Origin of the sequence: Lysinibacillus sp. LZ02 (assembly GCF_050613145.1) — a bacterium.
Taxonomy (GTDB): domain Bacteria; phylum Bacillota; class Bacilli; order Bacillales_A; family Planococcaceae; genus Lysinibacillus_B.
On record NZ_CP192507.1, the window covers coordinates 3,195,408 to 3,207,812 of the forward strand.

The window sequence follows — 12,405 nt, forward strand, 5'->3', positions numbered from 1 at the left end:
AATATTAGATTAAGGGGTTTAGAGAAATGGAACTATCACCTTATTATGAAAAGAAAATGGACTGTTTGAACTGTAAGAAAAGCTTTCCCACATTAAAAGTACGTTCGAAATTCATAAAAGTCGCTTCCTCGGACAGCGACTTTCAACCTATTTATGCTGATGAAAATGTACAAGCATTGTACTATAATGTTTTCGTTTGTGAACATTGTGGATTTTCATTTACTGAAGACTTTACAAAATATTTTGCCCCAGGCATAAAAGAGCAAATTGATGAGCAAATCACAAAAAATTGGGTACATCACGACTTTAACGGAGAACGAACTGTATTCCAAGCTATTCAGGCATACAAATTGGCTTTACTTTGTGCGGATATTAAGAAGGAAAAATCGGTAGCAAAAGCTGGACTTGCATTACGTTTAGGATGGCTTTATCGCTCATTAAAAAACGATGGGCAGGAACAACGATTTTTAAAAATCGCACGCGATCAATATATGGAATCTTTTTCTACAGAAGATTATGCCAATACACAGATGTCTGGTGTACGTATTATGTATATGATTGCAGAGCTTTCTCGTCGACTAGGCGATCACGAAAATGCCACACGCTTCTTCTCAAAAGTCATTGAAAATCAACGGACAGGCGGAGAGGCAAAGCTTGTTGAAATGGCAAAAGAACAGTGGGATTTAATGCGGGCCAATCGTACATAAGTGGGGAAAAGTAAAAAGAGGGGGGGTGTGCTGAAGGTAAAAACTTTCAGCACACCCCCCTTCACTCCTTAATCATGATCCATTAAGAAATATTGCTCCTGCGGTAGTCGCAAAGGTGCCACCTCAAAATGACTTTCAGACGGCACCTTTACTAGTTTAAAAGAAATACAATTTTAGAATACTTGCTCTACTTCGATAATACCTGGTACTTCCTCTAGAAGCGCACGCTCAATACCTGCTTTTAATGTAATTGTAGAACTTGGGCAGCTTCCACATGCACCTAAAAGGCGTAATTTTACGATGCCGTCCTCGATATCTACAAGTTCACAGTCCCCTCCATCGCGAAGTAAAAACGGACGTAATTTATCTAAAACTTCTTGTACTAGTTCTTTTTGTTCTGTTTCTGTCATTTCCCTCGACTCCTTTCACTAAAATCATTATAATGTGAAGAAACGAAAAAATCCAATGTTGAATGATGAAAGGTCGGTATAATGATGGAACAAACAAAAGCGATGATTGAAGTATATGGTGCGGATATACAATGTGCGAGCTGTGTAAACGCTCCATCATCTAAAGATACATACGAATGGTTACAAGCAGCAATTGATCGTAAGTTCCCTAACCAACCATTCTCAATACGTTACATAGATATAGAAAGTGAACTCACAGATGCACGTGATCTTGATTATGCAAATCGTATTCACGAAGATGAATTTTTTTATCCACTTGTATTAATTAATAATGAAGTAGTTGGTGAAGGATACGTGCAAATTAAACCCGTGTTTACTGCATTAGAGAAGCTAGGTTACATTTCGATATAATAAAAAGGTGTCTCATTTGTTTTATGAGACACCTTTTACTATTATGAATTATGATTTTGATACTTATACATCCATAGTAAACCCGATTTCATTAAACGTGCGATACGCCCTGTAACTGTGGTATCTGCTAAGTATACAAATCCTTGTTTTTTACCTAAAGAGCCCATAAAGCCTTTTAGCTTAATGTCAGGCATTGTTTCTGGCAATGTTCCACCACTCCAACGCATTTTTAATACTTTCACAACGCGCTCTGCTTGTTCTTCTGCCAGTTGTGCTGTCGGTGGTAACTCCGATGAAGCACAGTCGCCAATGACGTAAATATGCTCATCACTTGGTAAGTTGAAGTATTGTGTGACAATGGGACGATCGAATTTATCTTTTTCTACTTCCATCTCACGTACAATTTTTACAGGCTGAACACCTGCTGTCCAAACAATGGCATCTGCCTCAATAACTTGATCATGATTATATAAAAGATTAGGTTCAACACGTGTAATGTTCGATTGTGCAATCACTTCAACATCATGTTTTTCAAACCAAGATTTAATATAGTTACTTAATTTTTCTGGGAAGTCGCGTAAAATACGCTGTGAACGGTCGAATAGCTTAATGTTTAAATCTGCTCGACTTTCACGTAATTCACTTGCAAGCTCAATGCCTGATAGTCCTGCCCCTACAATCGCTACAGTTGAACCTGGTGCTAAACCACATAACTTTTCAAATGTACTACGAGATTTAGCAATTGTCTGAATACTATATGTGTTCTCCGCTGCGCCAGGTACCCCGTGATACTTATCTTCACAGCCTAAACCAATGACTAAATCGTCATATTCTACAACGTGGCCATCTTCTAAATAAACGACCTTTTCATCACGGTCAACTCGTACGACTTCTCCATATACCTTCTTTAATCGGTCATGTTCTGGAAATGCTACACGTACTTCCTTATCCGTTGAAGTACCAGCTGCTAATGCGTAAAATTCTGTTTTTAAACTATGGAAAGGTGCACGGTCTATTAACGTAATTTCCGTATCAAGAGGTAAATTATTTGGTAATAAACGTAGTAATAAACGCATATTGCCGTATCCGCCACCTAATAAAACTAATTTTTTCATATTGTTCTCCTTTATACACTCTACCATTCTAATATGTTCACAAAGTATCCATAAATGAGTATAGCCGATTGTGAGATGTTTCACAATATATTATTGTAGTTTTGTGAAGTTTTTCACAAGTTGTACGAATTGACGAAAAATCCAAATCCAAGTAGCATACTTACAGTGAGGTGACACAACATGAATCCATTGGTAGAGTTTTGTATTAGCAATTTAGCAAATGGTGCCCAAAAAACATTCGAAGCACTTGAAAAAGATCCAAATATTGATGTGTTAGAATACGGTTGTTTAAGCTATTGTACAAAATGTGCGAATTCCTTATATGCAGTCGTAAATGGCGACATAGTCGAAGCACATACAGCTGATGAATTAACTCAAAAAATTTATGCATATATCGAAGAAAATCCGATGTGGTAAACGGCTAATTTATTATGTCGTTAGATTAAACTTATAAATGCCCTCTTTTTTGTTTTCTTATGCATTGATACGAAGCTTTGTTTCTCGATTTTGTCAAAAAAACAAATTAAAAACCGCGTCTTTTATAGACGCGGTTACAGTATAGACAAAGTCGAAGTTTGACTTTGTCTATACATATTTTTAGGTAAAACTTAAAAACAGCAAAATCTGCAGACTGTCTTGAAAACGCTTGACAGACAAGGCGCGCATCCGAGCGAAGACGCGAATAGAACCTAAGTTCATGAGCGGACGAGCGAGGCAAGCAACGCAGGATGAAAGCGTTTGTCAACAGTCTGAACCGCGTCTTCTATAGACGCGGTAGCTTAGTTAAATCCTCTACAACATACGTTGGCTGTGTAGGCATTGATTTGACTACTTCCGGCGCTGTGACACCCGTTGCTACATGTACGGTAATACAACCGTAGTTAATACCACATAAAATATCCGTATCATAATTATCGCCAACCATCACAAAATCATTGCGTGCAATATCGTGCTCTTCTGCAATCATTTCGAGCATGACAGGTGACGGCTTCCCGATAAATAACGGCTCCACCCCGCATACATTCGCAACCATACGTACAAACGAGCCATTTCCTGGTACAAAACCATCTTCTGTCGGAAACCGAATGTCTTCATTTGTACCGATGAGTTTTGCCCCTCGCTGCACGGTTAAGGAAGCTTCAGCAAGACGTTTATAATCAATTGTCCGATCAATCCCCATTACCAGCACGTCTACTTCGCCTTCGTCTGTTACAGTAATTCCTTCTCCTTCAAGTGCTGCACGAATACCATCTGCACCAATTACTCGCACCTTTGCTTCACGGTAATTTTTAGCCACGTACTTGGCTGTTGATAGGGCACTAGAATAAATATTCGAAACAGGCGCGTCTACACCGATTGCATGTAATGCCTGTTGTAGCTGCTCACGTGTTTTGGAAGAATTATTTGTGACATAAAATGGCTCATTGCCTTCTGCTTGTAATGCTTTTATAAATGCTACGGCAGTAGGAATACCTGTTTTCCCTCGGTACACTGTGCCATCTAGGTCAAAGCAAAAACGTTTCATTTTACTTGTCCTCTGGTAAAAAGGCAGAAACAGGCCCTAGCTCATTTGTTAAGTAGTCTTGCACTTTACCTGGGAACACTTTAATAGCTGGTAAGTTTGTTGTTAACACAGTGAGTACTTCCGCGTCATTCACTTGAATGAATTCACGTACTAGCATTTTGCGTAAGCCAACTACTGCTTTTAATGGGGCATCCATTTCAGGTGTAATCACTTTTTCATCAACTAAAATATCGATAATATCCTCATAGCTACCTGGGTCACGCATAATGAAACCATCAATCATTAAATTACCTACGTCCATCATGGATTCCATTAAATTATGACCGATTCGTTGTAGTGCTAATTTATTGACAGTTGAATCTAACCAATCCGTGTTTGCTTCTAACACAGTGATTAATTCATTCATGTGATTTAAATTTAACGTAATTTTGTTGCGATCTACGAAGTACATAAAGTACAGCCTCCAATCAATATATGTTGATACTGTTTTCCTATCTATAGTACCATATTATAGAGGATTGGAAGGAGCTTTCACGAATATGGAACGATTTTTCTTATATGATGATGTTGAAGATACAAAAACGCGCTTTGTGAGTTTTACGGGCAAAACGTTACGCTATGATTTAGCGATTTTACAAAGCAGCCGTTTCTTCGGAAAAGTGCTTGTACTCGATATTCAATTTGGTCGCTTTGCGATTATTGGACCGGATGATGTCGAAGAGCCTGGTTACTTAGAACACGTGTACAATCGAACTGAAGCAGAAGCGTCAGATTTACGAGACTACTTACGTGAATTATTAAGTTAAAAAGACAAAGACACATCTCGACCAAAATCGGTTGAGATGTGTCTTATCTTTGCGGATCGCCATACTTTTCGATCTGCTTATTCTATAGGCTGATTTACTTCTTCCTGTGTAGGCATAACATTCGGTGCCTTCCCTACTTTTTTCAAGATAAAGTAGGCACAGCCAAAATTACAGTATTCAAATAAATAATCTTGAAGCGTACTAATTTTTGTATCAAATGTTGATTTTTGATTTTTATCATCAAAGAACCCTTTTAGCCGAAGTTGACCATATCCCCAATCACCCACGATATAATCATATTTCACTAAAATATCCGAGTAACGCTCTATAAAAACCTCTTCTTTAAAGCCCTCTCGTACATTTTCAATGAGCTCATATGCATAGCCCTCTGCTAGTATCATGAATACACCACCAATCTATTACCATGTTAAAGCAAAGTACAGCTTGAAATCAACTCGTTTGCGAATCGTGTAGTAGACGCTCTTTCGCTGCTGCGTTTACTTGTTCATCTGCATGATAGCTACTACGCACTAATGGTCCTGCCTCACAATGAGAGAATCCTTTAGACATGGCAATTTTACGTAGCTTACCAAATTCAAGCGGCGAGTAATATTTTTTTACCGGTAAATGCTTTTTTGTCGGCTGTAAATATTGACCAATCGTCATAATATCTACATTATTTGCACGTAAATCATCCATTACTTCAATGATTTCATCCCATGTTTCACCAAGGCCAATCATCAGGGACGATTTCGTTGGAATATCCGGCTGCATTTCCTTTGCTTTACGTAAAAACTCAAGTGAACGGTCATATTTTGCTTTTGCACGTACTCTTGGTGTTAAACGACGAACCGTTTCAATATTATGATTTAAAATATCTGGTTTCGCATCCATTAGTAGTTGTAAGTTTTCCTCTACTCCTCCTAAATCAGACGGAAGTACTTCGATCGATGTTAATGGTGATTTTCGGCGAATGGCACGAATGGTTTCTGCAAGTACACCTGATCCACCATCCTTTAAATCATCGCGTGCTACCATTGTAATAACAACATGTTTTAAATTCATAATGGCAACTGAATCTGCTACACGTTCTGGTTCCGCTAAATCTAATTCTGTTGGTAATCCTGTTTTTACTGCACAGAAACGGCATGCACGTGTACAAACGGAACCTAAAATCATCATCGTTGCTGTACGGCGCTCTCCCCAACATTCATGAATATTTGGGCAACGCGCTTCCTCGCAAACCGTATGCAGATTATTTTCGCGCATTAACTTTTTCAGCGCTTTATATTCATCGTTTGTATTTAATTTTATCTTTAACCACTCTGGCTTTCGTAAGTGTTCTTCTTTGTTGTTCGTTGGTTTACAAGATGTCATGAACTTCCGCCCCTTATTGATATCCCAAAATTTTTGTATATTGCATTACTGATGTCAATGTAACATATATGAACTCACCCAACAACCGGCTTTTCAAATAATCCTACTATTTCCATACTAATCATACGGTATAGGGACCTCCAAAGATGGCTGTACGCCTTCCCCTCCATCTGTATAAATATGTGGAACTGTACCCCGTATTAAACCAATTGCAACTGGAATATGTTGCTCTACCGTGGTGGATTTACTGGCGAACGGAATAATAATCTGTACATTTACTTCTAAATGTATACTAACCTCTACATAGGCATTATTAATCCCAAATTCACGAATGGTCGATCGTACATCACTATGGACATTCCCAATGATATGAAAACGTATCGGGATGGTCGGTCCTAAATTCCCAAGGAGAGGTAAATTTAGCGCTTGCCCCATCGGCACAAAAAATACAATCCCATCTCCTGCTTCCATTCTCCCCACATCATATTCAACATTTTCAAGGCTTGGTAAATGCGATAAATCGCCGTTCTCTGCTTGCTTCAAATATTCTTTCACAAGTGCTGTCGTCTCGGCTCGCACTTGATTGATAATATCTGTGTTAAATTTAGTTGTAATCATGTCGCTTGTACCGGGTGGCAGATCTACAATAATATCATTTACATCGAGTACGCTTGAAGTGCGAGAATTAATCGCTTTACTAACAACATAAGAAGCAACCTTGTCTGTTTGTACTGCTGCATATTGTAAATACGTCGGCATAATGCGACTATTTAAATAATACAAAGACATAATGACCATTACAACTAAACTGACAAATAACATCGTTAGTTTTGCCGAAGCTTTTTTTCTTCGTTTAAACTTCATCTTACGCCGTTTAGCAAACAAAAAAATCCCCCTCCTCTACAATATGAGAAGGGAGAAATGACTATTCGACAGGTGTTATGTAATCCATCTCTACTTTATCAATTAAGAGACTTGGCACTTCAGTCAAATTGATTTCGTATGTTGCGTTTAGAATTTCATCGTCTTCTTCAAAAATACGCACAAACGGACGATCTGGTTGCTCTACATTTTGCTTAAATACTACACCGCGTCGACCATCTGATAATAGCAAAATCGTGCCATTCGGATAATGGACTACACTCTTGCGCAACGCTTCTACTACACGTGGGCTGAAAATAGTCCCGCTTCCAGCTTCAATGATAGCCATCCCTTGAGAAGGTAATAATTTCTCCCGGTATACACGATTAGATGTCACTGCATCAAATACATCCGCTACCCCTATAATTTTCGCAAACGGATGAATCTCAAAATCAACAAGGCCACGTGGATATCCGCTACCGTCAATTCGTTCGTGATGCTGGAATGCACAGTGCGCAACAAGAAGCGATATAGAGTGCAAATTCCGTAGTAAATCAAAGCCATAACGCGCGTGATTTTTCATCACTTCAAATTCTTCATTTGTTAGGCGACCCGGCTTCAATAAAAGGTCAGTCGGAATTAACAGCTTCCCTACATCATGCAACATCGCTCCAATACCTATTAAACGTAAATCCTCATAAGAATAACCCATTTCTTTCGCTATGGCTAATGAATATAATGTGACTTGAAATGAGTGTTGATATAAATATTCATCATACAAATAAGCATCTGTTAAAACCGTTAAAATTTCTTCACTATCTAAGATGGAGCTTAATAAATCTTCAACAATTGTACCAATCGCTTTCGATTGTTGCTCTAATACGAAAGAAGCTTGCTCTGGTTTTGCTCCTTTTACAGATTGGAATGATTGTGTAATTTTATTGACAACTTGATTACGTACAGTTGGTTTTACCGTTTCTTCAATTTCGATACCGTATGATATGCTATCTTCAATATAAACATATTTTATATTTAATTGTTTTAATCGAAGTAGAATTCGATCTGTTACGACTACTCCCTTTTGGAGCAACGGATGACCTGCTTCGTTCCAAATCGTTCTACCGACAATCATCCCAGATCTCAGTACATTGATTGATATTAATCGCATTAATTTGATAAACTCCCATCTTTGTAATTACGTTAACTAAATTATAATCCCCTTTCTATAAATAGGAAAGTAGCTGAAAACATGTTATTTTTTGTTTTGTAAATAAGACAAAAATATGTCACGTAAGAAAGTTGGTAAATAATAATGTTTTTTAGCGTATTTGAATGTAGGGAAGAAGTAGCCAAATGTAAATAAATCAAGCGTTGCAAGTTTGTACGTTTTTGTTGGTTCTACTTGTTGACCACCAATAAATAATTTTCTATGCTTATTCATGCTGATGTTATACATCAATAATTTCCCAAACACAATCCCACGAAAACCAAGGCCCTTTAACTGTAATTGTGGCCATTCTTCATTTTGCGCCTGCATATACATTTCCTTTAATTCTGCTCCTGTTAGTTCCATTAGGCAAAGGTTAATCGGGTGTGGCAAAATTTTATGCATATCAAATGTACTAACGTATCCTTTTTTCAAATCTTCAACAAAAATCCCTGCATTAAACATGATACAATCTGCATCTGTATAATCAAAAACCGCTTCAGCAAATAACCGAGATAAGGAAGAATGATGGAACCATTCTTTATAGTATGTTTTTGATAATTGCGTAACAGGTTCCGACAATAATGCTTCTCCCTTTTTTACTAAACTATATAAAAATTCAGCTTCTCCCGGCGCCATCGTCAGTTGTCCATTCTCGATTAACTCTTCCTCCATCGATTCAATGTGCTTCTGATCGTGGTCATACAAAATCGTTAAATGTCCTGTAAACTGACCGAATTTCCCTCCCCCTGTTAATAACACACCATTGACATGCTTTCCTTGTGGAAAAACATGATGTGTATGTGCCCCAAAAATGACATCAAGATCTGGACATTCTTTCGCAAGTAATTCGTCATCTGTAATACCTAAATGAGATAAGCATACAATGATATCGACTTCTTTTCTTAACTGCTGCACAAGTAAAATAAGCGCTTTCCGCGGCTCTGTTACTTCCCAATTCAATGTACGGTAAAACACATCAAATTGCGCCGTAGCCCCGATCACAGCAATTTTAGTACCATAAACAGTCGTTAAAATGCTATAGGGCTTTAACCAATTGGGATTATCCCTCTCGATAGCGTTAAGATTCGCCACCACAACATCAAATTGAGCTGTCTCATAAAGAGACGATAACTCCTCAAATGACAGCGTAATCCCCTCATTATTGCCGATTGTTACAACATCGTACTCCGCCTCATTTAAAAGCTGAATATTGCCTTTCCCGAGCGTTGCCTCTGTATAAATATTCGAACGATCCAGATGATCCCCAATGTCCACTAAAAAGCTAACCTCACCCTTGCTTGCTAGAAGCCGACGTTGCTCTTTTATAAAGGTCTGCATACGTAACCAATATTCGAAATGGCTATGTAAATCGTTCGTATGAAAAATATGAATCTTTTCGAGCACCACCATCACCTCTTTCTACAGTAATGCATCTAAAATAGAACGAATGCCAAGTAATAATAAAACGATACGCAATGAAAACACTAATTGCTCTGATTTTAATTTTTTATTTAATGTAGCACCTATTTTGGCACCTATGTATCCACCTGGAATCACTGCAAGTGTATACAGCCACGGGACATTGCCAAGCGCAATATGGCTAGCTGAGTTCACTAAGGCTGTTAGGAACACTAAAAACATACTTGTTGATACCGCCACATGTGGGGGAAACAAAAATAAAATGAGCATTGCTGGTACAATCATAGAGCCGCCGCCAATACCAAATAAGCCTGACATAAATCCAACGGCAAAAGTTAAAGCAAGTGCAAACCAAATGGGGTACCCGTATATATGCTTTTCGCCTTGCGCGTCAATATATTCAAACTTTGTCCCATGCTCCACGAACCATTTAACCGGTTTTAATTTATCACGAAAAATTAAAATGGTAGCGATAATAATAAGCAAAATACCAAAATATAAATTAAACGAAGGCAAATCAAGCCCTTTATTGACCCATGCGCCTAAAATGGTTCCTGGGATACTTCCCGCAAAAAAGATGAATCCAGTTTTAAAATCGACTGTTCCGGATTTCATATACGACATAGTCGAAGCCATTCCGATAAAAATCATCATAATGACAGAAAGACCTACAACCGTTTGTGGTGTAATATTTGGGATGAGCCCTAGATTCATGCCAACGAATAATGTGGCAGGAACTAATATAACACCGCCGCCAAGTCCTACTAGTGCACCAATCACCCCTGAAACCGTGGCGATGACAAATAGCAATAAAAATTCCATTAAAACTCTCCTTCAAACATGTTCATTTGTTTCGGTGCTAAACCTTCAAATTCAATACTAAGTAGCTCTTGCAGTCGCTTCGCATTCAGTGCCGCATGACCACCCGAGTTATTATTGAACAACACATAGACGTCTTTTGCTTGCTGCTGTAGCGCTCGAATATGGGCCGCTAAGCCTTGCAGCTCTTCCTCGTTGTAATCATATAAAAAGCGGACTTTACGCCAATTTTGTGCATTTCCAGCATTGCGCCAACCATGAATATTACGACCATGTATACGAAGAAGTGCTTTATCCGCTGTTGCGACTGGCACAAGGGGGGCAGAGCCCGCTCCTGCTTGTGGCTCATCACAAACTGTATGAATGAGTTCGTTCTCACGTAAAAACTGAAGTGTTTTATGCTTCATATCCTTAGCGTACCACGTTTGATTACGAAATTCGACGGCAATTGGTAAATGCACCAATTGTTGCTTTACATAACGCATGTATTGCACATTTTTTGCTGTACAATCAAACCATGGGGGAAATTGAACAAGCACCACCGCAAGTTTACCGTGCTTTTGGAAGCATTGTGCACATTCTATAAAGGCGTTAAACATATCATTGCGCGTTTCATATGGCAAATCATCGCGCTGATGCCCGGTCATTCCTTGATATGCTTTTAAAACAAACTGAAAATTATGCGGCGTCTCACTACACCACTTTTCTACATGACTGTTATTTGGAATCGCATAAAACGATGTATCGACTTCAACAATTGGAAAATGCCCGCTATAATCAAATAATTTATCCCGAGCAGATGTCACATCTGAATACAGTGTTGGATGGTCTCCCCAACCTGTTAATCCAATAGTAATCATACTAAATGCCTCCTTCACATTATTTATTATAGCCGATTCAAATAGCAATTTAACAAATGATCGTTTCAGGGTAAGCTAGGAAAAAGGGAGCTGAAAAGATGAAAAAATGGTATTTTCTTTTAGCAGTAATCATTACTACAACGCTTTTTACTTTAAATTTCGGAGATTCATCTACACATAAGCCTTTCATTATTGCGCACCGCGGGGCATCTTATTACGCACTGGAACATAGCTTTGAGGCATATGACTTAGCCTTAACACAAGGGGCAGATTATTTAGAATTTGATACACAAATGACGAAAGATCATGTATTAGTCATCGAACATGATAAAGTTCCTTCATACAGCGATGGACGGACCATTCAAGATTATACTGCTTTGGAGCTAAAGCAGGTAAAACGAGCAAATGAATTGGGTAGTTCTTCTATTTTGACATTGCAAGAAGTACTCGCCCACTATCCGACAACTCCGCTTTATATCGAAACGAAAAACCGACGAGACGGTATGGAAGCGTTGCTTTTAAAAGAATTGCAAGCAGCAGGACGCCTCCACGATGAATCATTAATCATTCAGTCTTTTTCAGCAAAAAGCCTACAGTTATTACGAGAGCAAAATCACTCGATTCAGCTATTTCAATTATTCACAAAGGAAGGAACGAATGAGCTGACGCGCGAAAAGCTGCAGCAAGTACGCGAATATGCAAACGGTATTATCGTTCACCAACAAGCAATGACAGAAGCACTCATTCACTTAGCACATGCAGAACAGCTAAAAGTACATGTCTACACGGTCAACAATCCGCGCTACATGAAAAAACTAATCAAGCAACAAATAGACGGTATTATTACAGACCGCCCAGATGTTTTATATGAACTGCTTTATTAAT

Annotated in this window: 15 protein-coding genes and 1 pseudogene; 5 read left to right on the forward strand and 11 right to left on the reverse strand. The window is 38.5% G+C overall.

Going from position 1 to position 12,405, the window contains the following annotated elements:
• Positions 1-26 precede the first annotated feature (26 nt).
• Entirely contained in the window at positions 27-707 is a 681-nt protein-coding gene (locus tag ACQQ2I_RS15505; RefSeq protein WP_431027678.1) for a DUF2225 domain-containing protein, read from the forward strand.
• 173 nt (positions 708-880) lie between these two features.
• Here the strand turns inward: ACQQ2I_RS15505 and ACQQ2I_RS15510 are convergent.
• Positions 881-1,203 (reverse strand): annotated as a pseudogene (locus ACQQ2I_RS15510) (NifU family protein).
• Here ACQQ2I_RS15510 and ACQQ2I_RS15515 point away from each other — a divergent pair.
• Positions 1,202-1,528: a YuzD family protein gene (locus ACQQ2I_RS15515; RefSeq protein WP_431030530.1), complete on the forward strand. Its 327-nt coding sequence runs from the start codon at positions 1,202-1,204 to the stop codon at positions 1,526-1,528. The pseudogene ACQQ2I_RS15510 and the gene ACQQ2I_RS15515 sit on opposite strands and share 2 nt — an antisense overlap.
• 41 nt (positions 1,529-1,569) lie before the next feature.
• On the opposite strand, the gene ACQQ2I_RS15520 is transcribed toward ACQQ2I_RS15515, so the two are convergent.
• Positions 1,570-2,643, reverse strand: a complete 1,074-nt coding sequence (locus tag ACQQ2I_RS15520; protein WP_431027679.1) for an NAD(P)/FAD-dependent oxidoreductase — start codon at positions 2,641-2,643, stop codon at positions 1,570-1,572.
• 180 nt (positions 2,644-2,823) lie between these two features.
• Here ACQQ2I_RS15520 and ACQQ2I_RS15525 point away from each other — a divergent pair, with 180 nt between their 5' ends.
• On the forward strand, positions 2,824-3,060 hold the full coding sequence (locus ACQQ2I_RS15525; RefSeq protein ID WP_391373220.1) for a YuzB family protein: 237 nt from the start codon (positions 2,824-2,826) through the stop codon (positions 3,058-3,060).
• A 346-nt stretch (positions 3,061-3,406) separates the two neighbouring features.
• Here ACQQ2I_RS15525 and ACQQ2I_RS15530 read toward each other — a convergent pair whose 3' ends face one another.
• Together ACQQ2I_RS15530 and ACQQ2I_RS15535 are read right to left on the reverse strand one after the other, a co-directional pair.
• On the reverse strand, positions 3,407-4,168 hold the full coding sequence (locus ACQQ2I_RS15530) for a TIGR01457 family HAD-type hydrolase (protein ID WP_431027680.1): 762 nt from the start codon (positions 4,166-4,168) through the stop codon (positions 3,407-3,409).
• 1 nt (position 4,169) lies between these two features.
• The gene (locus tag ACQQ2I_RS15535; RefSeq protein ID WP_431027681.1) at positions 4,170-4,619 is read right to left on the reverse strand and encodes a DUF86 domain-containing protein; all 450 of its coding nucleotides are present in this window, start codon (positions 4,617-4,619) and stop codon (positions 4,170-4,172) included.
• 88 nt (positions 4,620-4,707) lie between these two features.
• On the opposite strand from ACQQ2I_RS15535, the gene ACQQ2I_RS15540 reads away from it, so the two are divergent.
• Complete coding sequence (locus ACQQ2I_RS15540) at positions 4,708-4,974, forward strand: DUF3055 domain-containing protein (protein ID WP_431027682.1); 267 nt, start codon at positions 4,708-4,710, stop codon at positions 4,972-4,974.
• 77 nt (positions 4,975-5,051) lie between these two features.
• Here the strand turns inward: ACQQ2I_RS15540 and ACQQ2I_RS15545 are convergent, their stop codons facing one another.
• The 7 genes from ACQQ2I_RS15545 to ACQQ2I_RS15575 all read right to left on the reverse strand — a co-directional run bounded on the left by ACQQ2I_RS15545 (position 5,052) and on the right by ACQQ2I_RS15575 (position 11,520).
• Positions 5,052-5,375: a YutD family protein gene (locus ACQQ2I_RS15545; protein ID WP_431027683.1), complete on the reverse strand. Its 324-nt coding sequence runs from the start codon at positions 5,373-5,375 to the stop codon at positions 5,052-5,054.
• Positions 5,376-5,424: 49 nt separating this feature from the next.
• Entirely contained in the window at positions 5,425-6,351 is a 927-nt protein-coding gene (gene lipA, locus ACQQ2I_RS15550; RefSeq protein WP_391373233.1) for a lipoyl synthase, read from the reverse strand.
• Between the two features lie 117 nt (positions 6,352-6,468).
• Positions 6,469-7,215 carry a sporulation protein YunB gene (yunB, locus tag ACQQ2I_RS15555; RefSeq protein WP_431030531.1) on the reverse strand — a complete coding sequence of 249 codons (747 nt, stop codon included), beginning with the start codon at positions 7,213-7,215 and terminating at the stop codon, positions 6,469-6,471.
• A gap of 61 nt (positions 7,216-7,276) precedes the next feature.
• On the reverse strand, positions 7,277-8,380 hold the full coding sequence (locus ACQQ2I_RS15560; RefSeq protein ID WP_431027684.1) for an HD-GYP domain-containing protein: 1,104 nt from the start codon (positions 8,378-8,380) through the stop codon (positions 7,277-7,279).
• A gap of 84 nt (positions 8,381-8,464) precedes the next feature.
• On the reverse strand, positions 8,465-9,826 hold the full coding sequence (locus ACQQ2I_RS15565; protein ID WP_431027685.1) for a bifunctional metallophosphatase/5'-nucleotidase: 1,362 nt from the start codon (positions 9,824-9,826) through the stop codon (positions 8,465-8,467).
• Positions 9,827-9,841: 15 nt separating this feature from the next.
• Complete coding sequence (locus ACQQ2I_RS15570; protein WP_431027686.1) at positions 9,842-10,663, reverse strand: sulfite exporter TauE/SafE family protein; 822 nt, start codon at positions 10,661-10,663, stop codon at positions 9,842-9,844.
• On the reverse strand, positions 10,663-11,520 hold the full coding sequence (locus ACQQ2I_RS15575) for a DUF72 domain-containing protein (RefSeq protein ID WP_431027687.1): 858 nt from the start codon (positions 11,518-11,520) through the stop codon (positions 10,663-10,665). The genes ACQQ2I_RS15570 and ACQQ2I_RS15575 overlap by 1 nt, the downstream gene beginning before the upstream one ends.
• Before the next feature lie 98 nt (positions 11,521-11,618).
• Between ACQQ2I_RS15575 and ACQQ2I_RS15580 the strand changes: the two genes are divergently transcribed.
• A complete protein-coding gene (locus ACQQ2I_RS15580; RefSeq protein ID WP_431027688.1) occupies positions 11,619-12,404 on the forward strand; it encodes a glycerophosphodiester phosphodiesterase in 786 nt (261 codons plus the stop codon).
• The last annotated feature ends 1 nt before the right edge of the window (position 12,405 follow it).

Bases quoted from the DNA above. Each gene is read 5' to 3' on its own strand.
- ACQQ2I_RS15575 (WP_431027687.1), bottom strand. From the start codon at position 11,520: ATGATTACTATTGGATTAACAGGTTGGGGAGACCATCCAACACTGTAT.
- ACQQ2I_RS15570 (WP_431027686.1), bottom strand. From the start codon at position 10,663: ATGGAATTTTTATTGCTATTTGTCATCGCCACGGTTTCAGGGGTGATT.
- ACQQ2I_RS15545 (WP_431027683.1), bottom strand. From the start codon at position 5,375: ATGATACTAGCAGAGGGCTATGCATATGAGCTCATTGAAAATGTACGA.
- ACQQ2I_RS15515 (WP_431030530.1), top strand. From the start codon at position 1,202: ATGGAACAAACAAAAGCGATGATTGAAGTATATGGTGCGGATATACAA.
- yunB (WP_431030531.1), bottom strand. From the start codon at position 7,215: ATGAAGTTTAAACGAAGAAAAAAAGCTTCGGCAAAACTAACGATGTTA.
- ACQQ2I_RS15525 (WP_391373220.1), top strand. From the start codon at position 2,824: ATGAATCCATTGGTAGAGTTTTGTATTAGCAATTTAGCAAATGGTGCC.
- ACQQ2I_RS15530 (WP_431027680.1), bottom strand. From the start codon at position 4,168: ATGAAACGTTTTTGCTTTGACCTAGATGGCACAGTGTACCGAGGGAAA.
- lipA (WP_391373233.1), bottom strand. From the start codon at position 6,351: ATGACATCTTGTAAACCAACGAACAACAAAGAAGAACACTTACGAAAG.
- ACQQ2I_RS15535 (WP_431027681.1), bottom strand. From the start codon at position 4,619: ATGTACTTCGTAGATCGCAACAAAATTACGTTAAATTTAAATCACATG.
- ACQQ2I_RS15560 (WP_431027684.1), bottom strand. From the start codon at position 8,380: ATGCGATTAATATCAATCAATGTACTGAGATCTGGGATGATTGTCGGT.
- ACQQ2I_RS15520 (WP_431027679.1), bottom strand. From the start codon at position 2,643: ATGAAAAAATTAGTTTTATTAGGTGGCGGATACGGCAATATGCGTTTA.
- ACQQ2I_RS15540 (WP_431027682.1), top strand. From the start codon at position 4,708: ATGGAACGATTTTTCTTATATGATGATGTTGAAGATACAAAAACGCGC.
- ACQQ2I_RS15580 (WP_431027688.1), top strand. From the start codon at position 11,619: ATGAAAAAATGGTATTTTCTTTTAGCAGTAATCATTACTACAACGCTT.
- ACQQ2I_RS15505 (WP_431027678.1), top strand. From the start codon at position 27: ATGGAACTATCACCTTATTATGAAAAGAAAATGGACTGTTTGAACTGT.